Origin of the sequence: Variovorax paradoxus B4 (assembly GCF_000463015.1) — a bacterium.
Classification (GTDB): domain Bacteria; phylum Pseudomonadota; class Gammaproteobacteria; order Burkholderiales; family Burkholderiaceae_C; genus Variovorax; species Variovorax paradoxus_E.
The window spans coordinates 4542466-4567751 of record NC_022247.1 but is presented as its reverse complement, the minus strand read 5'-3'; the positions used below and the strand labels follow the sequence as shown (position 1 = coordinate 4567751).

The following is a 25286-nucleotide window of genomic DNA, read 5'->3' as shown; positions in this document are numbered from 1 at the left end:
GACAGAATGCGGCGAGAAACCGACTGAGGAGAGGAAGGTATGACGCTTAAACGCATGGACAACGTCCTTATCGTTGTCGACGACCTTGAAGCGACCAAGGCGTTTTTCATCGAACTGGGCCTCAAGCTCGAAGGCGAAACGACGGTAGAAGGGCCTTTGATCGGACAACTGATCGGGCTCAAGGATGTCCGCGCCACTCTCGCGATGATGCGGACTCCCGATGGACAGGGAATCGAGTTGGACAAGTTCCACACGCCCAACGCAATCAGGTTTGGTCCTGTGGACTCACCGGTGAACACTCTGGGCATGCGTCGCGTCATGTTCGCCGTCGATGACATCGACGCTATCGTCGCGCGCATGCGCGCCCACGGGGCCGAGCTCATTGGCGAAATGCAGTACGCGGACACCTACCGGCTAGCCTACATCCGTGGGCCCGAGAGCATCATTGTCGGGCTTGCCGAGCAGCTCGGCGGAGACACGCCTGACGTATAGCCCCTCCATCGAGCGGCAGCCAATGTCGGATTCGGGCGAGGCCAGCTTGGCATCCTGTCGACGCACTTCCCCCTCGCAGCACAACGATTCGATGACATGCGTACCACCATCTAGCTCGTGACCGCTGTCGTGGCCAGCTACCTCTTGTTTGCGTTTTCACGCGCGCTGGTCAAGGGCGAGGTGCCCTGCGTCGGCAGAGCTTGCAAGATGCAGGACTACACCCTGGCGGCAAACGCTGGCGATTACTGGGCCAACATGTTTTTCCTCGCTTGGATGGTGCTTGGCCTGAGCTATGCGGTGTATGTGACGCTCAAGATCTGGTTCCGAGCGTAGAGCTGCCGCAGGGGCAGCGAAACTGCGACGCGTGGTGGGCGACGGTCCGTTCGCGACGGCGGCGCAGACAGCCGGAATGGGTACAAAACCGAGGTTTGGAGCCCTGGCGCCGCGCCTTGGCGGCAACGGCCTCACCATCTCACATCAAGGTTTTTCCGCCATCATTCCAATAACCATTAGAATGTTCGTATGAGAGAAGCCAAAGACCAGCTCTACGAACAAGTTGCCCGCATTGGCAAGGCTCTTGCCAGCCCGAAGCGTCTCGAGCTCATAGAGCTCCTGTGCCAAGGCGAGAAGACCGTCGAGGTGCTCGCCGCTCAGGCTGAAATCAGCGTCAAGCTCGCCAGCGCCCACCTGAAGGAGTTGCGGCTGGCCCGCCTTGCGGAGACCCGAAAGGACGGCAAGTACGTTCTCTATCGCCTGGCCGGCACAAGCGTGGCCAACCTCTGGGTGAATCTTCGCTCCGAGGCCGAGGAGCGCCTGGTCGAGTTGCAAGTCGCGCTGACATCCATCGTCGAACACGGCGACGAGCTGGCAGGGGTCGACCGGGCTGACATCCTGAAGAAGGCCAGGACGGGCGAGGTCCTGGTCCTCGACGTCCGACCCGAAGTGGAGTTCGCCACGGCACACCTGCCGCATGCGTGGTCAATGCCCCTGGCCGAACTCAAGAAGCGGCTCGCCGAGCTGCCCAAGAATTTGCCGGTTGTCGCTTACTGCCGCGGCCCGTTCTGCCTCATGGCCAAGGACGCCGTCGAGTTGCTGCGCAGAAAGGGCTATCGCGCCTTCCATCTGACTGACGGTGTCGCCGAGTGGCGCGCACGCGGTCTGCCGCTCCAGGAACAGACCTGAGGTATCGGCATGAAGGCGCTGCCCATCGTGAACCACAGTGGAGACGTTGACGTGTGTGGCACCTGTATGAACTTACCCAATGGACCGCATGAGCCGACAAGGTGCTGATGTTCTAAAACAGGAGACAGCCATGTTTTTCAGGCAAAGAGCAGCGGAAAACGCCACGCTTTCCTACTTTTTCGGCTGCGCCGGCTTTGGCAAGGCTGTGGCGGTGGACGTGGTCGCCGGGGATGAAGACTGGTTCATCGCCGAGGCGGAGCGAGCCGGCGTCAAGATTGCCCACGTCATCGATACCCATGTGCACGCCGACCACTATTCCGGTGGCCTCGAGTTGACCCGTCGCGTCGGTGCGCCGTACTACCTGCACGAGAGCAACAAGGGCCACGTCCAGTTTGAGTTCGCGCCTCTGACGAACGGCCAGCGCCTCGAGGCTGGCAACGTGCTGGTGGATGTATTGCATACCCCGGGGCACACACCGGACAGCGTCTGTCTGCTCGTTCGCGACCTGCGACGGGGTGATGAGCCCTGGTTCGTCATCACTGGCGATACCTTGTTCGTCGGTGCCGTGGGGCGTCCCGACCTGGCCGGCCGGGAACAGGAGATGGCAGCGCAGTTGTACGACTCGCTGCATCTCAAGCTGCTCACCCTGCCCGCCGACCTCGAAATCTATCCTGGCCACCAGGCTGGCAGCGCCTGCGGCGTTGGCCTGTCGGGCAAGCCCGCGTCGACCATCGGATTCGAGAAGCGCTTCAATCCGATGCTTTCGATGCCGCGCGAGGCATTCGTCGAGGCATTGACAGCAGAAATTCCACTGCAACCTGCCGACATGGCCCGCATCATGAACGCCAACTTGCGGGGCGCCATGCCCGAGCCTGTGCCCGCTTGAACGTGACCGACCGCGTCATGGACTACGGCATCCGCGCCAACCTCGCTCAGGTTCTCCAGCAACTGCTGCAGGTGCTGCTGGTGGGCATGACCATCGGGATGATGAGAACCGTGGTCCCGGCCCTGGCCGAGAGCGAGTTCGGCGTGCCGCGCGGGTCCTTCATGCTGCTGGCAGCGTTCGTCATCGCGTTTGGTTTCGTCAAGGGCGTGATGAACTTCATCGCCGGACGTCTGGCCGAGCGCATCGGCCGGCGGCAGGTCTTGCTTATCGGCTGGCTCGTGGCCCTGCCGATTCCGCTGCTGGTCTACTTCGCCACGTCGTGGAACTGGATTGTCGCGGCGACCGTCTTGCTGGGCGTGAATCAGGGCCTGACCTGGTCGATGACACAGACGGCCGCACTCGACATCACACGTGCCGACCAGCGCGGCCTGGTCATTGGACTGAACGAGTTCTCGGGTTACGTGGGAGTCGCCATCGCGGGTGTCGTGACAGGCTATGCGGCGTCGCTGCTCGGCCCGCGCGCTGGTCTGCTGTGGTTCGGCGCTGCAGTGATCGGAATGGCCACCCTACTGGCCTGGATGGCCGTGGTCGAGACCCTGCCCTGGGCGCATGCCGAAGGCAAGCGACATGCCCACGCGCCGACGGCGCAGGCCTTGCGGCCGCGCTACCCGGCGAACGTGAGCGAGCGGCCCACCACTGCTGAGATGTTCGCCCTTATGAGCTGGCGAGACCGCCGGATGGCCGCGCTGTGCCAGGCGGGCCTGGTCGAGAAGTTCGTCGATGCCCTGGTCTGGGCGTTCTGGCCGGCGTACCTGCACCAGCAGGGCGTCAGCCTGCCCGGCATCGGATGGATAGTCGGCATCTACGGCTTCACCTGGGGCGGCGCGCAGTTCTTCACGGGCAGGCTTTCCGACCGTGTGGGCCGGCATCACCTGAACGCCTGGGGCATGTGGCTGTGCGGCGCCGGCGTGGCGCTGCTGCCGTTGGGTCACGGGTCCGCCTGGTGGGGTGCGTCGGCCGCCATCGCCGGCCTGGGCATGGCCATGCTGTACCCGAACCTGAGCGCTGCGGTGGCCGACATCGCTCGTCCGAGTTGGCGCGCGTCGGCCATCGGCATCTATCGCTTCTGGCGCGACCTGGGCTACGGCATCGGAGCCCTTGGCCTTGGCGCTGCTGCCGCCCTCGGCGGCCGACTCGAAAGCGCGTTCTGGTTCGTCGCCGTCGCCATGCTGCTGTCCGGCGCCGTCCTGTACCGTTGGGGCGAGGAAACGCATCCGCGGCTCAACCCGGCTTTATGACGGAGCAGAGCGAAGGACGGCTCGGCCCTAAGTCGACTTACGAATCTTCAAAAAAGAAGCGGCCACTCATCTTGGGCTTGCCCGCGCCGATCTCCAAAGGGCGTCAGTGTTGGCGCGGAGCCAGCGAACCTCCAGCTTCGGAATCGGTTTTCGGTACATGGCGCGTCCGCGGGGACCCCACAGGTTCAAGCGCCACCAGAGGCGAGATTCCTAGAGCGAATCCTTCAGCTTCGCGCGCAGCCGGCTGATCGCCTGGCTGTGCAGCTGGCACACGCGCGACTGGGTCACTTCCAGAATCGCACCGATCTCGCGCAGGTTCAGCTCTTCCTCGTAATACAGGTTCAGCAGTAGCTGGTCGCGCTCGGGCAGCGCGGCAATGGCATCGACGAGCTCATGCCGAAAACCCGCTTCGAGCAGCTGCGCCAGCGGATCGTCGCCGCCAAGCCGGCCGTCGTTGTGCGCCTGCCGCTCGAGCCAGGGGTTTTCGGACTCGCCATCCTGTGCGAAGTCTTCCACGTAGAGCAGCTGGCAGCCCTGGATGTCCTGCAGCAGCGACTGGTAGTCGTCCAGCTCCATCTTCAGCTCCCGGGCGATCTCTCCTTCGCCGGCGGAGCGGCCCAGCCGGTGCTCCAGCGCCTGGATGGCCTGTTCCACCTTGCGCGCCGACTGGCGCAGGCCGCGCGAGCCCCAGTCGTTCGCGCGCAGCTCGTCGAGCATGGCGCCGCGGATGCGCTGGCTGGCGAAGGTCTCGAACTGCGCGCCGCGGTTGTCCTGGTAGCGCGTGGACGCGTCCAGCAGGCCGATCATGCCGGCCTGGATCAGGTCGTCGAGCTCCACGCTGGCGGGCAGCTTGGCCAGCATCTGGAGCGCCATGCGGCGCACCATCGGCTGGTGCTGCTTCAGCAGATGGGACTTCTCAATGGTTCCCTGTGCGGTGTACACGGCGATCCCTTTCTTCCTCTTGTGCTGCTGATGGCTCCAGCGCCAGTGCTTCGGGCCGCCAGAGCGCCGTCCTGGCGTCCTGCGGCCGCACCGCCGGGCGCCACGGCCATTGCGCGACGGCAGCGGCGATGACGCGGAAATCCACCGCCGCCGGACTGGCCGGAAAGGCCTCCACCACGGTCCGGGCGAGGCGCCTGGCATCGGGCAGGTGCGGATCGGCCCGCACCCAGCCGGCCGGCTGCATCGAGACCGCCAGGTAGCGGCTGCCCGTGTCGACCAGGTTGGCCATGGTCTGCCGCGCGGCCTCGGGGTCGGCCACGCCATTGACCAGCAGGCGAAGCTGCTGCAGCGCATGCGCGTAGTGCAGCCGCTTGATGCCCGAATAGGTGGCGGTGATGGAAGCCGGGTGGGGCTGGAGCACCACCACCAGTTCGTCCGCCAGCCGCGCCAGCGGCGACAGGCTGCCGACGGCGTCGAGCGCCGCGTCGACCAGGATGACGTCGCCGTCCCACAGCAGGCGCGGGTCGGTGTGGTCGGGCTGGCCGCCCAGCGGTGCCGGCAGCACGTGGACGCCGCACTCGGTGCGCGCGGCGGCGCCCTCGCAGGTCAGCCGCTGGGAGACGACGTCCGCCAGCGTTCCGAGCGGGTCGGCGGCCCACGCCGCGCAAGCCGAATCCGGACCCGGCCTGTGCTCGTCGAGCAGCAGCACGTCCTTGCCCATGTGGGCCAGCGCGGCCCCCAGGTTCATTGCCGCCGTGGTGGCGCCCGGCCGGTTGCCCATGCTTGCGATCGCGATGATGCGCACCGACGGCTGTGCGAGCAGCCGCCGCAGCCCATCGGCTTGATCCGACACCAGCTTGCTCACGTGTCCAGCGCCTCCAGCAGGAAGAACAGCTTGCCCACGCCCGCATAAAGCACGTTGCCCGAGACCGGGCGGCCGGACCGGGCCGGCCGTCCGGTCAGCTGCGAGAGCAGCGCGCGGGTGCGGCCGGCCCAGTCGCCGTTCGCCTGCAGCAGGCGCCAGACGGTGGTGGTCACCTGGCCTGCGATGAGCAGGCGCTTCATCATGTGCGGATCGCCCGCCTCGCCGAGTCCGCCCAGCACCGAGAGGCCCTGGCGCAGCAGGCGCAGGCAGGGCTCGGCCTCGGCGGCCCAGCACTGCCACTGCGCGAGCCGCTGCAGCGGGACGTCCCGGCCGATGTTCGTGAGCGCATGGCTCTGCGCCAGGATCTTGTGGCTGCGCGCATCGGTCACGCGCGTCACGACGCAGCGCAGGCCGGGCAGGCCGCCATCGGTGCGCAGCGTCACCTGGGCCTCGGCCACCGATTGCAGCGCGGCCCGGCCCTTGAAGACCACGGCGCGCGGGTCGCCGAAACTGAAGTCCAGGCCGGTCAGCGTGGCGTACTCGCCGGTGCGCGGATCGGTCACCGCCGTCGAGCCCGGCACGCGCGCCATCCATTGCTGGCGCTGCACCTGCCACTGCAGCATGAGCTCGGCCGCGGGCAGCCGGGGCAGCACGTGCACCACGGTCTTGCCGAAGCCCTGCTGGCGCAGCCACTGCACCTGCCGCACGCCGGGCTTGCGCGTGGGGTCGGTGGCGTTGCGGGTCGCAGCGGTGGAGAGCCACTGGTTGGGCGCTGCGAGCGGCAGTCCGCTGCGGTCGGACAGCAGAAGGCTGCCCTGGCATTGGTAGGCGTCGCTGCCTTCGTCGGACTTGAGCCCGACCTGGCCGCTGAGCGCCAGCACATGGGTGTCGCAGCCGGCGCCGACCTCGCTCGTGGCATGCGCCATGAGCGCCTGCAGCACCGCCTTGTGGCCGACGTCCTCGTCGGCGGCCAGCCGCCAGAGCACGCGCGCCTGCTCGAAGCCGAGCGGCGCGGCCGCGAGTGCCGACGCCGCGGCGGCCACTTCCTGCGCGTCGTGCGCCATGGCGCGGATCAGCTGCCGGTACTGCAGCCGTTGCCGTTCGGCCTCCGCATGGGCCGCGGAAGCCTCGGCGTTCGCCGATCCGTCCTGCAGGTCGCCTTCGCCGGGCACGAACAGCGCGCTGCGGCTGTTGGCCTGGAACGCGCTGTCCACCAGCTGGGCGCGGTCGGCCCGCATCAGGTTCTCTGGCACCTTCTGGCCGCTCGAGACGTAGTGCACCGGCAGGCGGTGGCGGATCACGGTGTCGATCAGCGCGCCGGGATGCGTGGCTTCGTCGACCTTGGTGAAAATGCAGCCCGCGAGCTCGTTGCCGCTGCCGTGCCGGTAGGCGTGCACCACCTCGTTGAGCGTGTCGCCGTGGCTCGTGGCGTTGAGCAGCAGCAGCCGCTTGACCGGGCGCTGGGTGCTGCAGAGCATGGCGATCTGGTCGGAGACGGCGCGGTCGCGCTGGCTCATGCCCACGGTGTCGATCAGCACCATGTGCTTGTCGCGCAGGTCCTGCAGCACCAGGTGCAGGTCGGCCGCGTCCTTCACGGCGTAGACCGGCACGTTGAGGATCTGGCCGTAGATGCGCAGCTGCTCGTAGGCGCCGATGCGGTAGCTGTCGGTGGTGACCAGCGCCAGCTTGTCGGCGCCGAAGCGCATCACGCAGCGCGCCGCGAGCTTGGCCGTGGTGGTGGTCTTGCCCACGCCGGTGGGCCCCATCAGCGCATAGACGCCGCCCTGCGTCAGCAGCGCGTCCTCGTCCTCGTGCACCGGCAGCGTGCGGATCAGTTCCGAGCGCACGAAGGCCATGCCCTGGGCGTAGCTCTGGCCCGTGGGCAGGTGCTCCAGCATGGCCTTGGAGAGGCGGGCGCTGAAGCCGGCGCCAAGCAGCGTGCGCAACAGGCGCCCGCGCATCGGATCGCGCCGCTGCTTCTCGTTCCAGGCCACGCCGGCCAGCTGCTCCTCGATCATGCAGCGCATCGAATGGAGTTCGCCGAGCACGCTTTCCGCCGCCAGGGGGGCGGGGACCGCGGCGGGAACTGCGATGGGCGCGACGGCGGGCGTGGGAAGGGGAGCGGCTGCCGGCAATGCCTGCGGCGCGGCGGCTGCGCTCGCGCGCACTTCCTCCACGTCTTCCTGCACCATGGCGACGATCTCGACGCCTTCGGCGGTCACGCGGTTGGTCAGCACGATGGCTTCGTCGCCGAGCGCCTGGCGCGCCAGGCGCAAGGCTTCCCGGCTGGTGGGCGCGACGAACTTGCGCGCGCTGGTGCGGACGTCTGTCGGGATGTTCAAACTCTTCCTCCGATGGTGGCGGTGATCTTGATGTTGCGGGTGTCAGGAATCTCCGCATGGGAGAGAACCTTGAGCTGGCGGAAGCTGCGGCGCAGGAAGCGCGAGAGCAGCACGCGCAGCGAATGCTGGACGACCAGCACCGGCGCCAGGCCCAGCTGTTCCTGGCGCGCGATGGCGGCGCGGGTCTGCTGCATGAGGCTGTTGGCAAGCCCCGGCTCGATGCCGTTGTTGTTGGTGAGCGCCTGCTGCAGCACGCCGTCGAGCGCGCCGTCCAGGCCGATCACCTGCAGTTCGGAATCGCCCGGGAACAGCTGCTGCGTGATCGCGCGGCCGAGCGCCAGGCGCGTGAGCGAGGTGAGCTCGGCGGCGTCCTTGACGGTGGGCGCATGCTCGGCCATCACGTCGAGGATGGTGCGCATGTCGCGGATCGGAACCTCTTCGTCGAGCAGGTTCTGCAGCACCTTGTGCAGCGTGCTCAGCGAGATGATCTTGGGCACCAGGTCCTCGGTGAGCTTGGGCGCGGTCTTGCCGATCTGGTCGAGCAGCTGCTGCACTTCCTGGCGTCCCAGCAGCTCGGCGGCGTGGGTCTGGATCAGGTGGTTCAGGTGCGTGGCCATGACCGTGCAGGCATCGACCACCGTGTAGCCGAACACCTGCGCTTCCTGGCGCAGGCTGGCGTCGATCCACACCGCGGGCAGGTGGAAGGCCGGGTCCTGCGTCGGCGTGCCGGGCAGCGTGCCGCTCACCTGGCCGGGGTTGATGGCCATCCACTGGTTGGGGAAGGCCTCGCCGCGGCCGATCTCGACGCCCTTCAGGCTGATCACGTAGGTGTTGGGCGGGATCTCCAGGTTGTCGCGGATGTGGACCACCGGCGCCAGGAAGCCGATCTCCTGGGCGACCTTCTTGCGGATGCTCTTGATGCGGCCCAGCAGCTCGCCGTTCTGGGTCTGGTCCACCAGCGGAATCAGCCGGTAGCCGACCTCCATGCCGAGCGGGTCGACCAGCGCCACGTCGTCCCATGTCGCTTCGGCCGCTTCGGCCACCGGCATGGCCGCGGCCTGGGCTGCGGCGGCCTGTTCGGCAGTGGCCTGCGGCGCGCGCTTGAGCACGCGCCGGCCGAGCCACGCCAGGCTGCCCGCGATCAGCAGGAAGGCCAGGTTCGGCATGCCGGGGATCATCCCCATCAGGCCGATCAGGCCGGCCGTCAGGAACAGCACCTGCGGATTGGAGAACAGCTGGCCGGTCAGCTGGCGGCCCACGTCTTCGTCGGTGGTGACGCGCGAGACGATCACGCCCGCGGCAGTCGAGATCACCAGCGCGGGAATCTGGGCCACCAGGCCGTCGCCGATGGCCAGCAGCGTGTAGGTCGTGCCAGCGGTGCCGAAGTCCAGCCCGTGCTGGAGCATGCCGACCACCAGGCCGCCGATGATGTTGATCACCATGATCAGCAGGCCGGCAATCGCGTCGCCGCGCACGAACTTGCTGGCGCCGTCCATCGAGCCGTAGAAGTCGGCTTCCTGCGCCACTTCGGTACGCCGCTTGCGCGCCACGTCCTCGCCGATCAGGCCGGCGTTCAGGTCGGCGTCGATCGCCATCTGCTTGCCGGGCATGGCGTCGAGCATGAAGCGCGCGCCGACCTCGGCGATGCGCCCCGCGCCCTTGGTGATCACCATGAAGTTGATCAGCACCAGGATGATGAACACCATCACGCCGACCGCGAAGTTGCCGCCGACCAGGAAGTGGCCGAAGGCCTCGATCACCTTGCCCGCCGCGTCCGGCCCGGTGTGGCCGTGCATCAGCACCACGCGCGTGGATGCCACGTTGAGCGAAAGGCGCAGCAGCGTCGAGAACAGCAGCACGGCCGGGAAGGCCGCGAAGTCCAGCGCCTTCATGGTGTACATGCTCACCAGCAGCACCATCACCGACATCGCGATGTTGAAGGTGAACAGCAGGTCGAGCAGGAAGGGCGGCAGCGGCAGCACCATCATGCTCAGGATCAGCACGATCAGGATGGGGCCCGCGAGCCCCTTCCACTGGGTGCCGGAGAACAGTTGCGCCTGCAGGCGCGTCAGGGTGGCCATGGCGTTCATGCGGCGGCCTTCGGCGAGTATTCGAGCGATTCGGGGATCGGCAGGTCGACCGGCGTGCGCGGCGCATCGCCGCCTTCGCTTTGCCAGCGCTTGAGCTGGCAGACCCAGGCCAGCACCTCGGCCACCGCGGTGTAGAGGCCGGTCGGGATCTCGTCGCCGAGCCGGGTGTGCTTGAAGAGCGCGCGCGTGAGTGGCGGAGCCTCGAGGATGGCCACGTTGTTCTCGCGCGCGATCTCGCGGATGCGCGCGGCCATCAGGTCGCTTCCCTTGGCCACCACGCGCGGCGCGCGCATGTCGTTGTCCACATACTTGAGCGCCACCGCGAAGTGCGTGGGGTTGGTCACCACGATGTCGGCCTTCGGCACCTCGGACATCATCCGCCGGCGCGCCATCTGCTGCTGCTGCTGGCGGCGGATTTGCGCCTTGACGTGCGGATCGCCCTCGCTCTCCTTGTGCTCCTGGCGCAGGTCTTCGCGCGACATGCGCAGCTTGCGGTGGTAGCTCCACAGCTGGTAGGGAACGTCGACGAGCGCCACCAGGAACAGCGCGGAGGCAATCAGCGCGCAGTTGTGCGCCACCAGGACGATCATCTGCGGCAGCGCGGCGCGCTCGGACTGCGCCATCAGCGCAGAGACTTCGTCCACGTTGCCCATGATCACCAGCCAGGCCACGCCGCCGATCAGCAGCGACTTGGCCAGCGCCTTGAACAGCTCCGACAGGGCCTGCGCCGAAAACATGCGGCCCACGCCGGCAACAGGATCGAGCTTGCTGAACTTGGGTGCCAGGGCCTTGGCCGAGAGCAGCCAGCCGCCGAGCATCAGGGGCGCCGCCACGGCGGCGACCACCATCATGCCGAACAGCGGCGCGAGCGCGAGCAGCGCTTGCTGGCCCATGAGACCGGCGCGCGCCAGCATGTGGGAAGGGTCGAACGCCGTGGCGCGGTCGAAGTGCAGGCCCTGGGCCAGCGCGCCGCGCAGGGTGGCGCCGAGCGAATCCGCCGTGAGCCACAGGCCGGCGACGGCGGTGCCCAGCAGCACGAAGGTCGCCAACTCGCGCGACCGGGCCACGTCCCCTTCCTCGCGCGCCTTTTCGAGGCGCTGCGGTGAGGCGGGTTCAGTTTTTTCGAGGTCGCTTTCTTCAGCCATTGATGCTCCGGGCGAGCGTTGGCGACAGCACGCCTGCTCATGGCTGATTGTTCGTTTGGGAGCCTCCGGACAATTGATCGATCAGCGCGGGCATTTCCCCGCTGCTTGGACGATCGGTGCGGCGCTCAGGCGGCTGGGGTGGCGCCGTCCGCGGCAACCGGCCCGGGCATGGGCGCGGGCACGGACGCAGGCATTGGCGCAGGCGCCGCCGCATACGGCGCCAGCGGCAGCTGCTCCGCATCCAGGCGCTCCAGGATGGTGAACAGCAGGTCGCTGCGCACGCTGCCCGCCAGGCGCGGGCTCGGCACATAGGCAATGGCCTGGAACATGAGCAGGCCGCCCTCGATGCCTTCGAGCGTGAGCGAAGGCGCCGGCGTTTCCAGCACGCTTTCGTGGGCGCGGCAGGCGTCCAGGATGAGCTCGCGCACGCGCTGCGCGTTGGTGGTCAGCGGCATCGGCAGCCGGATCAGCACCCGGCCCTCCGCGTTGGTCAGCGTCATGTTGCGCACGGTCTTCGTGATGAACTCGGAGTTCGGCACGATCACCGTCGAGCGGTCCCCGAGCTGGATCTCCGTGGCGCGCACGTTGATGCGCCGCACGTCGCCCTCGGTGGTGCCCAGCACCACCCAGTCGCCCACCTTCACCGGCTGCTCGGCCAGCAGGATGAGGCCCGAGATGAAGTTCTGCACGATGGCCTGCAGGCCGAAGCCGATGCCCACCGACAGCGCGCTCGCCACCCACGCGATGCGCTCGATGCCGATGCCCAGCGCCGACAGCGAGAACGCGACCACCAGGATGCCGCCCACATAGCCGAGCAGCGTGGTGATCGAGCTCTGCATGCCCGGCTCGAACTGCGTGCTGGGCAGGTAGCTGCGCGCGAGCCAGCGCTTGAAGACCCTGAGCACGATGAAGCCGATCACCGCCACGGCGATGGCGCTCAGGATGGCGCCCGGCACCAGCTGGAACTCGCCCACCTTCACGCCGGTGCCGAACTTGCCGCTGCGCTGGAACACTTCGCTGGGACCGGTGCCCAACGGCGCCGCGAGCGCGATCAGCATGTAGAAGAACAGCGCCACCCGGCTCAGGCCGGAGAGCACGGTGGCCGCCTGGTCGAGCGTCTGCGGCGCCAGGCCGAAGCTCTTCTGCAGGCGCTGGCCGAAAGTGCTGCGCGAGGACACGCCGGCCATGAAGACGTCGTCGGCAAACTTGAACAGGACGTAGAAGGCGGCCGCGACGATGCCGCTCCAGGTGAGCTGCGAGGCTAGGAAGCTCGCGAGCGCCACGTAGCCCACCCCCACCAGCACCCAGATGGCCACCATCAGCACGCCGATGCAGGCCACCAACAGGCCCACCCACATCGGCCGCTCCGGCGGATCGGCGTCCGGCGTATCGGCGCGCATTGGCCGGAGCCGATGGAGCACCGCGCCAACGAGCGCGGTGAGCACCAGCGCGGTGAGCACGTGCGTGGCAACCACGGCCGCGAAGCTGGCTTCGACCAGCGCATTGATCTCGACCGGCGCCCAGGCCAGCGCAGCCACCATCGCCACCAACCACGGCAGCGGTGCGAGGCGGGTGGCCATGGCGTCGGGAATCGGCGGCAGCCGCCACGACGGGCGGCTGGTGGCCAGCAGTCCGCGGCCCAGTCCGATGACGAAGGCCATGAACACCAGCGCCTGCGCCATCGAACGCATCGCCTTGCGCGCCTGCGGCTCCCAGGTGGCGTATTCCTCGAGCACCCACACGAAGCCGTGCGCCGCAACGGCCACCAGCAGCACATGGCTCGCCACGACGGCAATCACCAGCAGCGAACGCCGCAGCCGGCCCGCCGGCAGCAGCCGAGCGGCGATCCGGGTCAGCAGATGCTCGGCCACCCAGGTGCCGAGCACCGCGAGCAGCACCGCCAGGATCAGCGCCCCGAGCACCGCCATCCGGGGCCCTTGCTCCATGGCTTGCGCCAGCCCGTCGCGCAGGCCGGACACCATCGTCTTCAGGCGCGCCAGATCGTTCGGCCAGGCCTCCCGCAGATCGAGCCAGAACTCGCCGGTGAGCGGGGAGGGCGCGCGCTCGGTGATCTGCGCTTCGAAGAGCGCGCGGCGCTCGGTCACCAGTTCGGCGCCGCGCTGCCGCACGTCGATGGACAGCAGCCGTGCCAGCCGGATGTCGGCGTCCAGCGCGTTGCGTTCCTTCGTGAGGCGGGCGCGCTGGCGCGTGATGTCGGGGTCTTCGGTGGCGCCCGCGGCCGGCGGATTTCCGAGCTCGCCGAGGCGGGCGTTCAGGTCGGCCAGCTCGCTGGCGCGTGCGGCAACGAACTTGTCGGCCTGCGTGCCGATGTCGTTGATCTGCGCCAGCAGCTGGCGCATGTCCTCGGTGGAATCGGCGGCGGCGGTGATCTTCGTGAGCTGCTCGCGCAGCTCGGCCACCGTGGGTTCGGGCGCCGGTGCCGCGGCAGCGGCGATGGCGGTGGTGCTGCTGCTGCTGTTGCCCGGCTGCGCCGTCGCGGCACCGCAGAGCAGCAGGGCAGCCAGGCAGAAGGCAATCAGGCGGGGAATCGAAGGCATGGCTGCCATCATAGAAGGCGCCATTTCCGGCCCGCGGCGCGGCGCGTGACAGCGTGTGTCGGGCCGCGGCGGGAGGCGGTCAGACGGCCGGGCTGAACAGGTCGACCCGGTCGGTGATGATGCCGTCGGTGCCCAGCTCGACGAGCCGCTGCGCGGCCCATTCGTCATTCACGGTGTAGCTCAGCGCGCGCATGCCCGCGCCCTGCACCTGCGCCACCGTGGCAGCGTCCCAGAGCGCGTGGTTGCAGACCACCGCGGCGCAGTCCAGGCCGGTGGCCGCGGCCAGCCAGCCGTCCCGCAGCGTGTCGAGCAGCAGCCCGCGCGGCAGCTCGGGCTGCACCGCCCTGGCTCCCGCGAGCGATTCGGCCTGGAACGAGGTGAGCAGCGGCGGAATTGCCGCGCCCTGCCACAGCCGGGCCGCGAGCCGCGCCACCGCTTCGCCGGTTGCGCGCTCGGTGCCCGGCGTGGGCTTGATCTCGATGTTGAGCAGGTGGCCGTTGGCCAGGCAGAAGCGCGCGAGGTTCTCGAGCGTGGCGAGCGGTTCGCCCGCGAAGGCGCGCGAATGCCAGCCGCCGGCGTCGAGCTGAGACAGCACGCTCCAGGGCTGCGCACCGCCGGTGCCGTGGCCGTCGGTGGTGCGCTCCAGCGTGGCGTCGTGCATGAGAAAGGCCACGCCGTCGGCACTGAGCTTCGCATCGCACTCGAACATGCGGTAGCCGTGCGCCGCGCCAAGCCGGAACGCCGCGAGCGTGTTCTCGGGCGCCAGCCTGCCGGCGCCGCGGTGCGCGATCCAGCGCGGATAGGGCCAGGGTTTCAATGCCGGCATCGTTCAGTCGGCCCGCTTGCCGGAGCCGGCGTCGAACCAGTGCAGCTTGTCTTCGCGCGCCGCGATCCGGACGGTGTCGCCCGCGACCGGCGGATGGTCGCTTTCGTCGGTACGCATGATGATCTGCTCGTCGCCGATGCGGCCGTACACCAGCCGCTCGGCGCCGAGCAGCTCGACCGACTCGACCTGCACCGACCAGCCGCTTTCGTCCAGGGTCAGGTGCTCCGGGCGGATGCCGAGGATCTGGCCGGGCCGCACGCCGGGCGCGTGCTGCAGCAAGTTCATCGGCGGCGAGCCGATGAAGCTGGCAACGAAGGTGGTGGCGGGTCGGTTGTAGACCTCTTCGGGCGTTGCGAACTGGTCCATCACGCCGGCGTTCATCACGATGATGCGCTGCGCCAGCGTCATGGCCTCCACCTGGTCGTGCGTGACGAACAGCGACGTGATGCCGAGTTCGCGGTGCAGCTTCTGGATCTCGATGCGGGTCTGTGCGCGCAGCTTGGCGTCGAGGTTGGACAGCGGCTCGTCGAACAGGAACACCTGCGGCTGGCGCACGATGGCGCGGCCCATGGCCACGCGCTGGCGCTGGCCGCCCGAGAGCTCGCGCGGCTTGCGCTCGAGCAGGTGGCCCAGCTCGAGGATCTTGGCCGCCTTGTCGACGCGCACCTTGATCTCGGGCACCGGCACCTTGGCGATCTTCAGGCCGTAGGCCATGTTCTTGAACACGCTCATGTGCGGATAGAGCGCGTAGTTCTGGAACACCATGGCGATGTCGCGCTCGGAGGGTTCGAGATTGTTCACCACGCGCTTGCCGATGGAGATTTCGCCGGCCGAGATTTCCTCCAGGCCTGCCACCATGCGCAGCAGGGTGGACTTGCCGCAGCCCGACGGGCCGACGATGACGATGAATTCATGGTCGGCGATCTCGGCGCTCACGCCGTGGATGACCTGGTTGGCTTTCGGCCCGTGGCCGTAGCGCTTGATGACGTTGCGTAAAGAGAGAGCAGCCATAGTCTTGGTCAGTTGGGGGCAGAGCAGATTGCTTCGCAATCCTGGTCTGTCCCGCAAGTTGTTTATTTTTCGGTGTCCACGAGGCCCTTGACGAACCACTTCTGCATCAGCACCACCACCAGCGCGGGCGGCAGCATGGCGAGGATGGCGGTGGCCATCACCACGTTCCATTCGTTCTGGCTGTCGCCGCCGGCAATCATTCGCTTGATGCCGACCACCACGGGGTACATGTCTTCGCCGGTGGTTGCGAGCAGCGGCCAGAGGTACTGGTTCCAGCCGTAGATGAACTGGATCACGAACAGCGCCGCAATCGACGTTTTCGACAGCGGCAGCAGCACGTCGAAGAAGAAGCGCATGGGGCTTGCGCCGTCCATGCGCGAGGCCTCGGTGAGCTCGTCGGGCACCGTCAGGAAGAACTGGCGGAACAGGAAGGTGGCCGTGGCCGACGCGATCAGCGGCACCGTGAGGCCCGCGTAGGTGTTCAGCATGTTCAGATCGGACAGCACCTTGTAGGTGGGCAGGATGCGCACCTCCACCGGCAGCATCAGCGTCACGAAGATGGCCCAGAAACAGATCTTCTTGAACGGGAACCGGAAGTAGACGATGGCGAAGGCCGACAGCAGCGAGATGGAAATCTTGCCGATGGAGATCACCAGCGCCGTCACCAGGCTCACCCACATCATGTGGGCCACGGGCGCGTTGGAGCCGCTGCTGGTTTCGCGCCCGAAGAGCGCGCCCTTGTAGCTGTCCCACATGTTGGTGCCCGGCAGCAGCGGCATCGGCGCCTGCACGATCTCCTGGGCCGTGTGCGTGGACGCCACGAACGCCAGGTAGAGCGGGAAGGCGACGATGAACACGCCCAGGATCATCACCACATGGGCCAGGATGCCGTGGGTGCCGCGTTTCTCAACCATGGAACACTCCCGCGAAATTCCTGTTTTTCTTCTGCTTCATCAGTATTGAACCTTCTTTTCCACGTAGCGGAACTGGATGACGGTGAGCGCCACCACGATCACCATCAGCACCACCGACTGCGCCGCCGAGCCGCCGAGATCCATGGCCTTGAAGCCGTCGTAGTAGACCTTGTAGACCAGGATGGCCGTGTCCTTGCCCGGCCCGCCCTGCGTGGCCGCATCGACGATCGCGAAGGTGTCGAAGAAGGCGTAGACCACGTTGATCACCAGCAGGAAGAAGGTGGTGGGCGAGAGCAGCGGAAACTGCACGGTCCAGAACCGGCGCCACGGGCGCGCGCCGTCGATGGCCGCGGCCTCGATGAGCGACTTGGGAATCGACTGCAGGCCGGCCAGGAAGAACAGGAAGTTGTAGGAGATCTGCTTCCACACCGAGGCCATCACGATCAGCGTCATGGCGTGGCCGGAGTCCAGCAGGTGGTTCCAGTCGATGCCGATCTTGCCGAGCGCATAGGCCACCACGCCCAGCGACGGCGAGAACATGAAGACCCAGAGCACGGCCGCCACGGCGGGCGCCACCGCGTAGGGCAGGATCAGCATGGTCTTGTAGAAGGTGCCGCCGCGCGTGATGCGGTCGGCAAACACCGCGAGCCCCAGCGACAGCGTGATGCCGATGCCCGCCACCAGCACCGAGAACAGGGCGGTGGTCTTGAACGACTCCACATAGCTCGGATCGCTGAATATCTGGCGGAAGTTGTCGAGCCCGACGAACTCCACCGATGTGCCGAAGGCGTCCTGCTGCTGCAGCGACTGCAGCAGCGCCTGTGCCGCCGGCCAGAAGAAAAACACGAGGATCACCGCCATTTGCGGCGTCAGCAGCAGCCAGGGCAACCAGCCCGAGCGAAAGAAAACGCGTTTTTCCATGAACCCTCTGCATAAAAAATCCCGCCTGGCCCGCTCTTGTGCACGAGCGAACGGGGGCGGGCGATATTAGCCGGACCCGCGGGCCCGGCCGTCAATCGTTAGCTTTTGTTAGCTTTCTGGAAGCGTTCCAGCTGCTCGTTGCCGCGCTGCACGATCGAATCGAGGGCTTCCTTGGCGGTCTTCTTGCCGCTCCAGACCTGTTCGAGCTCTTCGTCCTCGATGGCGCGGACCTGCACGTAGTTGCCCAGGCGGATGCCGCGGCTCTTGTCGGTGACCTTGCGCACCATCTGCGTCACGGCCACGTCGGTGCCGGGGTTCTGCTTGTAGAAGCCCGAGTCCTCGGTGAGCTTGTACGACGCCATGGTCACGGGCAGGTAGCCCGTGCGCTTGTGGCTGGCCGACTGCACTTCAGGCGTCGAGATGAAGCTGAAGAACTTGGCCACGCCCTTGTACTCGGCTGGCTTCTTGCCCGACATCACCCACAGGCTGGCGCCGCCGATCACGGTGTTCTGCGGTGCGCCGGGCACGTCCGGGTAGTAGGGCAGGGGAGAGACCGCGTAGGCAAACTTGGCGTTCTTGGCGACGTTGCCGTAGAAGCCGGAGGACGTGTTGATCATTGCGCACTCGCCCGACACGAACGAGGCTTCCGGCACGTTGCCGCGGCCCTTGTAGATGAAGAGGCCCTGCTTGGCCATGTTGGCCAGGTTCTCGATGTGGCGCACGTGCAGCGGCGAATTGATCTTCATGCGTGCATCGAGCCCGGCCAGGCCGTTGCTCTTGGTCGCGAATTCGACGTTGTGCCAGGCCGAGAAGCTCTCCAGCTGCGTCCAGCCCTGCCAGGCGGTGGTGAACGGACACTTGTGGCCGCTCGCCTTCAGCTTGGCCGCGGCGGCCGTCACCTCGGGCCAGGTCGCGGGCAGCTTGGTGGTGTCGATGCCGGCGGCCTTGAAGGCGTCCTTGTTGACATAGAACACCGTCGTCGAGCTGTTCAGCGGAAAGCTCAGCATCTGGCCGTTGGGCGCGGTGTAGTAGCCGGCCACGGCGGGAATGTAGGCGGCAGGATCGAACTTCTCGCCCGCGTCCTTCATGACCTGGCCCACCGGCACGATGGCGCCCTTGCTGGCCATCATGGTGGCGGTGCCCACTTCGAACACCTGCAGGATGTGCGGTGCGTTGCCGGCGCGGAAGGCCGCAATGGAGGCCGTCATCGATTCGTCGTACGTGCCCTTGTAGGTCGGCACGACCTTGTATTCCTTCTGGCTCTCGTTGAACTGCTTGGCCAGATCGTTGACCCACTCGTTGTTGACGGCGGTCATGGAATGCCACCACTGGATCTCGGTCTGGGCCTGGGCCACATTGAACAGCGTGGCGGCCAGCGCCGATGCCAGCGCGAGCGTCTTGAATCGCATGAAGACTCCTGATGGGAAAATGAAAGCGCGGATGCTAGGCCATGCGGATGACACGACCGCGTCACATTTGCGCACGGACTGTTGCTAATTTCCAATCGGGAAAACCCCTTTGGCGCAGGGCTTCCCACAGGGTGTGCACCTTCATGCTGCGCCGCAGCATGCTAGCATCGACCTCCCCCTTTTTCGGCCTAGCCTGTTGCCGCGGCCGGGGCTTCCGCGAGTACGCCATGAGCAGCAAGACCTCCCTCGAAAAAAGCCGGATCAAGTTCCTTTTGCTCGAAGGCATCCATCCTTCGGCGGTGGAGGTTCTGCGCGGTGCGGGCTACACCAACATCGAGTCGCTGCCGGGCGCGCTTCCCGATGCGGAGCTCAAGGCCAAGATCGCCGACGTCCACTTCCTGGGCATCCGCTCGCGCACGCAACTGACGGCCGAGGTCTTCGCGGCCGCGCAGAAGCTGGTGGCGGCGGGGTGCTTTTGCATCGGCACCAACCAGGTCGACCTGGAGGCCGCGCGCGAACACGGCGTGGCGGTGTTCAACGCGCCGTACTCCAACACCCGTTCGGTGGCCGAGCTGGTGCTGGCCGAAGCCATCCTGCTGCTGCGCGGCGTGCCCGAGAAAAGCGCGGTGGCGCACCGCGGCGGCTGGCTCAAGTCGGCCGAGAACGCCTTCGAGATCCGGGGCAAGACGCTCGGCATCGTGGGCTACGGCTCCATCGGCGCCCAGCTGTCGGTGCTGGCCGAGGCACTGGGCATGAAGGTGGCCTTCTACGACGTGGTGACCAAGCTGCCCCTGGGCAATGCGCACCAGGTGCGCGAACTGCACCAGCTGCTGGCCCAGAGCGACATCGTGACCCTGCACGTGCCCGAGACGCAGGCCACGCAATGGATGATCGGCGCGGCCGAAATCGCCGCCATGAAGCCGGGCGCCATCCTGATCAACGCCTCGCGCGGCACGGTCGTCGAGATCGAACCGCTGGCCGCGGCGCTGAAGCAGAAGAAGCTGCTGGGCGCCGCCATCGACGTGTTCCCGGTCGAGCCGCGCACCAACAAGGACGAATTCCAGTCACCGCTGCGCGGGCTCGACAACGTCATCCTGACCCCGCACATCGGCGGCTCGACGATGGAGGCGCAGGCCAACATCGGCCTCGAGGTGGCGGAAAAGCTGGTGAAGTACAGCGACAACGGCACCTCGACCTCGTCGGTCAACTTTCCCGAGGTGGCGCTGCCGGCCCACCCCGGCAAGCATCGGCTGCTGCACATCCACCGCAACGTGCCGGGTGTGCTGTCGGAGATCAACAGGATCTTCTCGGACAACAACATCAACATCTCCTCGCAGTTCCTGCAGACCAACGAGAAGATCGGCTACGTGGTGACGGACATCGACGCGGCGTATTCCGACCTGGCGCTGGAGAAACTGGCCAAGGTGAACGGCACGATCCGCAGCCGCGTGCTGTTCTGAGCTTTCGGGGGCTCCCCAATAGGGGAACCGCACCCGCCCAAGGCAAGACCCCGGGCGCTGCCCTAAAATCCCACCCCCGGCTAGATGGGCGCGCAGCGCCTGGCCGAGGTGCCACCCCCGATGAATGCTCCGACCGCGTTGACCACGCTGTTGTCGCAGGCCGCAGAGCCTGTACGACTGCGCGAGATCCCCTATAACTACACCAGCTTTTCCGATCGCGAGATCGTGATCCGCCTGTTGGGCGAGCGCGGCTGGGAACTGCTCCAGACCCTGCGCGCCGAGCGCCGCACCGGCCGGTCGGCGCGCATGCTCTACGAAGTGCTCGGCGACATCTGGGTGGTCCAGCGCAACCCCTACCTCGTCGACGACCTGCTCGACAACCCGCGCCGCCGCGGCCAGCTGGTCGATGCGCTCAGGCACCGCCTGGCCGAGGTCCAGAAGCGCCGCACCCCCGACAGCGACCTGCCGCGCGACCAGCTCGTGGGCGAACTCACGGGCCTCGTCGGCCAGGCCGTTGCGGCCTTCGACACCGCCTTTCGCGACGTGGCGGCCCTGCGCCGCAAGGCCACGCGCGTGCTGGGCCGCCTCACGGCCAAGGACAACATCAAGTTCGACGGCCTCTCGCGCGTCTCGCACGTCACCGACGCCACCGACTGGCGCGTGGAATATCCCTTCGTGGTGTTGTGCCCGGACACCGAGGCCGAGATGGCGCTGCTGGTCAAGGGCTGCATCGAGCTGGGCCTGACCATCATCCCGCGCGGCGGCGGCACCGGCTACACCGGCGGCGCCATTCCGCTCACGTGGAAGAGCGTGGTCATCAACACCGAGAAGCTCGAGGCCATGACCGAGGTCGAGACGATCCCGCTGCCAGGCCTCGACAACCCCGTGCCCACCATCTGGACCGAGGCGGGCGTCGTTACCCAGCGCGTGGCCGACGCCGCCGAGCGCGCCGGCTACGTGTTCGCGGTCGACCCGACCTCCGCCGAGGCCTCGTGCGTCGGCGGCAACGTGGCGATGAACGCGGGCGGCAAGAAGGCCGTGCTCTGGGGCACGGCGCTCGACAACCTCGCCTCGTGGCGCATGGTCACGCCGCAGGCCGAATGGCTCGAAGTCACGCGCATCGGCCACAACCTCGGCAAGATCCACGACGCCGAAAGCGCCGTGTTCGAGCTGCAGTACTACGCCGCCGACGGCAAGACGAAATTGCGCACCGAGCGCCTGGAGATCCCCGGCCGCACCTTCCGCAAGGAGGGTCTCGGCAAGGACGTGACCGACAAGTTCCTCTCCGGCCTGCCGGGCATCCAGAAAGAGGGCTGCGACGGCCTCATCACCAGCTGCCGCTGGGTGGTGCACCGCATGCCGGCGCACACCCGCACCGTGTGCCTTGAATTCTTCGGCAACGCCAAGGACGCGGTGCCCAGCATCGTCGAGATCAAGGACTTCATGTTCGCCGAGCAGAAGCGCTCCGGCGTGCTGCTGGCGGGCCTCGAACACCTGGACGACCGCTACCTGAAGGCCGTGGGCTACGCCACCAAGTCGAAGAAGCACGGCGGCCTGCCGAAGATGGTGCTGTTCGGCGACATCGCGGGCGACGATGCCGACGCGGTGGCGCGCGTCACCTCGGAGGTGGTGCGCATCGCCAATTCGCGCAGCGGCGAAGGCTTCATCGCCATCAGCCCCGAGGCGCGCAAGAAATTCTGGCTCGACCGCAAGCGCACGGCTGCCATCAGCAAGCACACCAACGCCTTCAAGATCAACGAAGACGTGGTCATTCCGCTGCCGCGCATGGCCGAGTACAGCGACGGCATCGAGCGCATCAACATCGAGCTCTCGCTGCAGAACAAGCTCGCGCTCACCGACGCGCTCGAAGCCTTCCTGCTGCGCGGCAACCTGCCGCTCGGCAAGACCGACGACGCGCACGAGATTCCGGCCGCCGAGCTGCTCGAAGACCGCGTGGCGCAGGCCGTGGCGCTGGTGCAGGGCGTGCGCGCGCTCTGGGCCGAATGGCTGCGCGACGTCGACACGCTGTTCCCGCAGCTGCAGGACCACACCCTGCGCGCGAGCTGGAAGACCCAGCTGCGCCAGCCGCTGCAGGAAATCTTTTCGGGCGCCGAGTTCACGCCGATCCTGGCCGAGTGCACTGCCATCCACAAGCAGGTGCTCAAGGGCCGCGTGTGGGTGGCGCTGCACATGCACGCGGGCGACGGTAACGTGCACACCAACATCCCCGTCAACAGCGACAACTACGAGATGCTGCAGACCGCGCATGCCGCGGTGGTGCGCATCATGGCGCTGGCGCGCAGCCTCGATGGCGTGATTTCCGGCGAGCACGGCATCGGCATCACCAAGCTCGAGTTCCTGAGCGACGAAGAGCTGAAGCCCTTCATGGACTACAAGCAGCGCGTCGACCCCGAAGGCCGCTTCAACAAGGGCAAGCTGCTGCGCGCGCCCGCCGGCGAAACTGCCCTGCCGCATGCCGACCTGACCAACGCCTACACTCCGAGCTTCGGCCTCATGGGGCACGAGTCGCTCATCATGCAGCAGAGCGACATCGGCGCCATTGCCGACAGCGTGAAGGACTGCCTGCGCTGCGGCAAGTGCAAGCCGGTGTGCGCCACCCACGTGCCGCGCGCCAACCTGCTGTACAGCCCGCGCAACAAGATCCTCGCGACCTCGCTGCTGGTCGAGGCCTTCCTCTATGAAGAGCAGACCCGGCGCGGCATCAGCATCAAGCACTGGGAAGAGTTCGAGGACGTGGCCGACCACTGCACGGTGTGCCACAAGTGCCTCACGCCATGCCCGGTGAAGATCGACTTCGGCGACGTGTCGATGAACATGCGCAACCTGCTGCGCAAGATGGGGCAGAAGAGCTTCCGTCCCGGCAACGCGGCCGCGATGTTCTTCCTCAATGCGACCAATCCGCAGACCATCAAGGCGGTGCGCGCGGGCATGGTGGGCATCGGCTTCAAGGCGCAGCGCCTGGCCAACGACCTGCTGCGTGGCCTCGCGAAGAAACAGACCGGCGCGCCGCCGGCCACGCTGGGCCCCGCGCCGATCAAGGAGCAGGTGATCCACTTCATCAACAAGAAGATGCCGGGCAACCTGCCGAAGAAAACCGCGCGCGCGCTGCTCGACATCGAGGATGCCGACTACGTGCCGATCATCCGCGACCCGAAGGCGACCACCTCGGAAACCGAGGCGGTGTTCTATTTCCCGGGGTGCGGCTCGGAGCGGCTGTTCTCGCAGGTAGGCCTCGCCACGCAGGCCATGCTCTGGCATGCGGGCGTGCAGACGGTGCTGCCGCCGGGTTACCTCTGCTGCGGCTATCCGCAGCGCGGCAGCGGCCAGTTCGACAAGGCCGAGAAGATGATCACCGACAACCGCGTGCTCTTCCACCGCGTGGCCAACACGCTCAACTACCTCGACATCAAGACGGTGGTGGTGAGCTGCGGCACCTGCTACGACCAGCTGCAGGGCTACCAGTTCGACAAGATTTTCCCGGGCTGCCGCATCATCGACATCCACGAGTACCTGCTCGAGAAGGGCATCACGCTGGCGGATGCGGGCGGTGGTGGCTACCTGTACCACGACCCCTGCCACAGCCCGATGAAGCTGCAGGATCCGATGAAGACCGTGAAGGCGCTGGTCGGCGACAACGTGCTGAAGAACGACCGCTGCTGCGGCGAATCGGGCACGCTGGGCGTGTCGCGGCCCGACATCTCGACGCAGATCCGCTTCCGCAAGGAAGAAGAGCTCAAGAAGGGTGAGGCCGCATTGCGCGCGAACGGCCAGGTCGGCGAAAAGGACAACGTGAAGATCCTGACCAGCTGCCCGAGCTGCCTGCAGGGCCTCTCGCGCTACGGCAACGACCTGAACAACGGCCTGCTCGAAGCCGACTACATCGTGGTCGAGATGGCCAACAAGATCCTCGGCAAGGACTGGATGCCGGAATACGTGGCCGCTGCCAACCAAGGTGGGATCGAGCGGGTGCTCGTATGAGGGTGCAGGGCTGTCCTTTCTGCGAAGGCCCCGGCGGCCGCATCGTGTTCGAGGGTGCGAAGTTCCGCGTCATCCATGCCGAAGAGCCCGGCTTCCCGGCGTTCTACCGCGTGATCTGGCGCGAACATGCGGCGGAGTTTTCCGACCTCGATGCAGCCGACCGCGTGCTGTGCATGGAGGCGGTGACGGTGGTCGAGCAGTGCCTGCGCGAGCATCTGGCGCCGGCCAAGATCAACCTCGCGGCACTCGGCAACATGGTGCCGCACCTGCATTGGCACGTGATTGCCCGGTTCGCCGACGACACCCATTTCCCGGGCTCCGTCTGGGCGCCGGTGCAGCGCGAAGCCAATGCGGCCCAGCAGGCCGACGTGGCTGCGCGCCTGCCCGCGCTCGAGAGTGCGATGATGGCCCGATTGGGCACCAGGAGTTTCTGATGGCAGGTTTGCAAGCCGGCGCACCGACGCCGCAATCGATCACCGTGCACGGCCAGTCGCGTGTGCTCGAGGTCGGCTTCTCGGACGGCGCGACCTTCCGCATTCCGTTCGAGCTGATGCGCATCTATTCGCCGTCGGCCGAGGTGCAGGGCCACGGGCCGGGGCAGGAGGTGCTGCAGACCGGCAAGCGCGAGGTCGAGCTGGTCGACTTGAAGCCGGTGGGCAACTACGCCGTGCAGCCGGTCTTCAGCGACGGCCACGACACCGGCATCTTCTCGTGGAACCTGTTGTACGAACTCGGCGCCAACCAGGCCGGGCTCTGGGCCGAGTACGAGCGCCGGCTTGCTGCCGCGGGCGTCGACCGCGATGCGCCGATGATCGACAAGGGCGGCTCCGCCTGCAGCAGCCACTGACTCCCCAGACCCCATTCGCTCCTGAAAAGATAGCCTCGCACGCAGGCGGGGCGCGCCCTGCCGCGCCCCGCTATTTGAAGAAAAAGCAACAAATGTCCG

The 25286-nt window shown here is 67.1% G+C and carries 20 protein-coding genes; 9 read left to right on the top strand and 11 right to left on the bottom strand.

The genetic code is table 11. From position 1 onward, the window contains the following. Positions 1–39: 39 nt before the first annotated feature. The 5 genes from VAPA_RS21265 (at position 40) to VAPA_RS21245 (ending at position 3858) form a co-directional block, all read left to right on the top strand. Positions 40–492, top strand: coding sequence for a VOC family protein (locus VAPA_RS21265; RefSeq protein ID WP_021008826.1), 453 nt, complete (start codon positions 40–42; stop codon positions 490–492). 117 nt (positions 493–609) lie between these two features. After that, positions 610–825, top strand: a complete 216-nt coding sequence (locus tag VAPA_RS21260; protein ID WP_230558903.1) for a hypothetical protein — start codon at positions 610–612, stop codon at positions 823–825. Between the two features lie 189 nt (positions 826–1014). Further along, positions 1015–1674 carry an ArsR/SmtB family transcription factor gene (locus VAPA_RS21255; RefSeq protein ID WP_021008824.1) on the top strand — a complete coding sequence of 220 codons (660 nt, stop codon included), beginning with the start codon at positions 1015–1017 and terminating at the stop codon, positions 1672–1674. 79 nt (positions 1675–1753) lie between these two features. After that, the gene (locus tag VAPA_RS21250) at positions 1754–2560 is read left to right on the top strand and encodes an MBL fold metallo-hydrolase (RefSeq protein ID WP_230558902.1); all 807 of its coding nucleotides are present in this window, start codon (positions 1754–1756) and stop codon (positions 2558–2560) included. Positions 2561–2577: 17 nt separating this feature from the next. Beyond that, complete coding sequence (locus tag VAPA_RS21245; protein ID WP_021008822.1) at positions 2578–3858, top strand: MFS transporter; 1281 nt, start codon at positions 2578–2580, stop codon at positions 3856–3858. Between the two features lie 210 nt (positions 3859–4068). On the opposite strand, the gene VAPA_RS21240 is transcribed toward VAPA_RS21245, so the two are convergent. The 11 genes from VAPA_RS21240 to ugpB all read right to left on the bottom strand — a co-directional run bounded on the left by VAPA_RS21240 (position 4069) and on the right by ugpB (position 18881). Further along, entirely contained in the window at positions 4069–4800 is a 732-nt protein-coding gene (locus tag VAPA_RS21240) for an RNA polymerase sigma factor FliA (protein ID WP_021008821.1), read from the bottom strand. Then, positions 4775–5665, bottom strand: a complete 891-nt coding sequence (locus VAPA_RS21235; protein WP_021008820.1) for a MinD/ParA family ATP-binding protein — start codon at positions 5663–5665, stop codon at positions 4775–4777. Before VAPA_RS21235 ends, VAPA_RS21240 begins: the two co-directional genes overlap by 26 nt. Beyond that, entirely contained in the window at positions 5662–8007 is a 2346-nt protein-coding gene (flhF, locus tag VAPA_RS21230; protein ID WP_021008819.1) for a flagellar biosynthesis protein FlhF, read from the bottom strand. The genes VAPA_RS21235 and flhF overlap by 4 nt, the downstream gene beginning before the upstream one ends. Next, positions 8004–10097 carry a flagellar biosynthesis protein FlhA gene (gene flhA / locus VAPA_RS21225; RefSeq protein WP_021008818.1) on the bottom strand — a complete coding sequence of 698 codons (2094 nt, stop codon included), beginning with the start codon at positions 10095–10097 and terminating at the stop codon, positions 8004–8006. Before flhA ends, flhF begins: the two co-directional genes overlap by 4 nt. Further along, a complete protein-coding gene (gene flhB / locus VAPA_RS21220; protein WP_021008817.1) occupies positions 10094–11242 on the bottom strand; it encodes a flagellar biosynthesis protein FlhB in 1149 nt (382 codons plus the stop codon). Before flhB ends, flhA begins: the two co-directional genes overlap by 4 nt. Before the next feature lie 125 nt (positions 11243–11367). Then, entirely contained in the window at positions 11368–13812 is a 2445-nt protein-coding gene (locus tag VAPA_RS21215; RefSeq protein WP_021008816.1) for a DUF3772 domain-containing protein, read from the bottom strand. A gap of 67 nt (positions 13813–13879) precedes the next feature. Continuing rightward, the gene (gene ugpQ / locus VAPA_RS21210; protein ID WP_021008815.1) at positions 13880–14626 is read right to left on the bottom strand and encodes a glycerophosphodiester phosphodiesterase; all 747 of its coding nucleotides are present in this window, start codon (positions 14624–14626) and stop codon (positions 13880–13882) included. A 3-nt stretch (positions 14627–14629) separates the two neighbouring features. Then, the gene (gene ugpC, locus VAPA_RS21205; RefSeq protein WP_021008814.1) at positions 14630–15637 is read right to left on the bottom strand and encodes a sn-glycerol-3-phosphate ABC transporter ATP-binding protein UgpC; all 1008 of its coding nucleotides are present in this window, start codon (positions 15635–15637) and stop codon (positions 14630–14632) included. A 62-nt stretch (positions 15638–15699) separates the two neighbouring features. Continuing rightward, positions 15700–16551: a sn-glycerol-3-phosphate ABC transporter permease UgpE gene (gene ugpE, locus VAPA_RS21200; RefSeq protein WP_021008813.1), complete on the bottom strand. Its 852-nt coding sequence runs from the start codon at positions 16549–16551 to the stop codon at positions 15700–15702. Between the two features lie 39 nt (positions 16552–16590). Next, positions 16591–17472 carry a sn-glycerol-3-phosphate ABC transporter permease UgpA gene (gene ugpA, locus VAPA_RS21195; protein ID WP_015866909.1) on the bottom strand — a complete coding sequence of 294 codons (882 nt, stop codon included), beginning with the start codon at positions 17470–17472 and terminating at the stop codon, positions 16591–16593. 98 nt (positions 17473–17570) lie between these two features. Continuing rightward, positions 17571–18881, bottom strand: a complete 1311-nt coding sequence (gene ugpB, locus VAPA_RS21190) for a sn-glycerol-3-phosphate ABC transporter substrate-binding protein UgpB (RefSeq protein WP_021008812.1) — start codon at positions 18879–18881, stop codon at positions 17571–17573. Between the two features lie 227 nt (positions 18882–19108). Here ugpB and serA point away from each other — a divergent pair, with 227 nt between their 5' ends. The 4 genes from serA (at position 19109) to VAPA_RS21170 (ending at position 25187) form a co-directional block, all read left to right on the top strand. Further along, on the top strand, positions 19109–20341 hold the full coding sequence (gene serA, locus VAPA_RS21185; RefSeq protein ID WP_021008811.1) for a phosphoglycerate dehydrogenase: 1233 nt from the start codon (positions 19109–19111) through the stop codon (positions 20339–20341). 120 nt (positions 20342–20461) lie between these two features. Continuing rightward, positions 20462–24340: a DUF3683 domain-containing protein gene (locus tag VAPA_RS21180; protein WP_021008810.1), complete on the top strand. Its 3879-nt coding sequence runs from the start codon at positions 20462–20464 to the stop codon at positions 24338–24340. Continuing rightward, positions 24337–24774: an HIT family protein gene (locus tag VAPA_RS21175; protein WP_021008809.1), complete on the top strand. Its 438-nt coding sequence runs from the start codon at positions 24337–24339 to the stop codon at positions 24772–24774. Before VAPA_RS21180 ends, VAPA_RS21175 begins: the two co-directional genes overlap by 4 nt. Further along, complete coding sequence (locus tag VAPA_RS21170; RefSeq protein ID WP_021008808.1) at positions 24774–25187, top strand: gamma-butyrobetaine hydroxylase family protein; 414 nt, start codon at positions 24774–24776, stop codon at positions 25185–25187. Before VAPA_RS21175 ends, VAPA_RS21170 begins: the two co-directional genes overlap by 1 nt. Positions 25188–25286 lie beyond the last annotated feature (99 nt).

Excerpts from the sequence above, each read along its gene's own strand:
- VAPA_RS21265 (WP_021008826.1), top strand. The coding sequence starts at position 40 with ATGACGCTTAAACGCATGGACAACGTCCTTATCGTTGTCGACGACCTT.
- VAPA_RS21255 (WP_021008824.1), top strand. The coding sequence starts at position 1,015 with ATGAGAGAAGCCAAAGACCAGCTCTACGAACAAGTTGCCCGCATTGGC.
- VAPA_RS21250 (WP_230558902.1), top strand. The coding sequence starts at position 1,754 with ATGGACCGCATGAGCCGACAAGGTGCTGATGTTCTAAAACAGGAGACA.
- VAPA_RS21245 (WP_021008822.1), top strand. The coding sequence starts at position 2,578 with ATGGACTACGGCATCCGCGCCAACCTCGCTCAGGTTCTCCAGCAACTG.
- flhA (WP_021008818.1), bottom strand. The coding sequence starts at position 10,097 with ATGAACGCCATGGCCACCCTGACGCGCCTGCAGGCGCAACTGTTCTCC.
- flhB (WP_021008817.1), bottom strand. The coding sequence starts at position 11,242 with ATGGCTGAAGAAAGCGACCTCGAAAAAACTGAACCCGCCTCACCGCAG.
- VAPA_RS21215 (WP_021008816.1), bottom strand. The coding sequence starts at position 13,812 with ATGATGGCAGCCATGCCTTCGATTCCCCGCCTGATTGCCTTCTGCCTG.
- ugpQ (WP_021008815.1), bottom strand. The coding sequence starts at position 14,626 with ATGCCGGCATTGAAACCCTGGCCCTATCCGCGCTGGATCGCGCACCGC.
- ugpC (WP_021008814.1), bottom strand. The coding sequence starts at position 15,637 with ATGGCTGCTCTCTCTTTACGCAACGTCATCAAGCGCTACGGCCACGGG.
- ugpE (WP_021008813.1), bottom strand. The coding sequence starts at position 16,551 with ATGGTTGAGAAACGCGGCACCCACGGCATCCTGGCCCATGTGGTGATG.
- ugpA (WP_015866909.1), bottom strand. The coding sequence starts at position 17,472 with ATGGAAAAACGCGTTTTCTTTCGCTCGGGCTGGTTGCCCTGGCTGCTG.
- ugpB (WP_021008812.1), bottom strand. The coding sequence starts at position 18,881 with ATGCGATTCAAGACGCTCGCGCTGGCATCGGCGCTGGCCGCCACGCTG.
- serA (WP_021008811.1), top strand. The coding sequence starts at position 19,109 with ATGAGCAGCAAGACCTCCCTCGAAAAAAGCCGGATCAAGTTCCTTTTG.
- VAPA_RS21180 (WP_021008810.1), top strand. The coding sequence starts at position 20,462 with ATGAATGCTCCGACCGCGTTGACCACGCTGTTGTCGCAGGCCGCAGAG.
- VAPA_RS21175 (WP_021008809.1), top strand. The coding sequence starts at position 24,337 with ATGAGGGTGCAGGGCTGTCCTTTCTGCGAAGGCCCCGGCGGCCGCATC.
- VAPA_RS21170 (WP_021008808.1), top strand. The coding sequence starts at position 24,774 with ATGGCAGGTTTGCAAGCCGGCGCACCGACGCCGCAATCGATCACCGTG.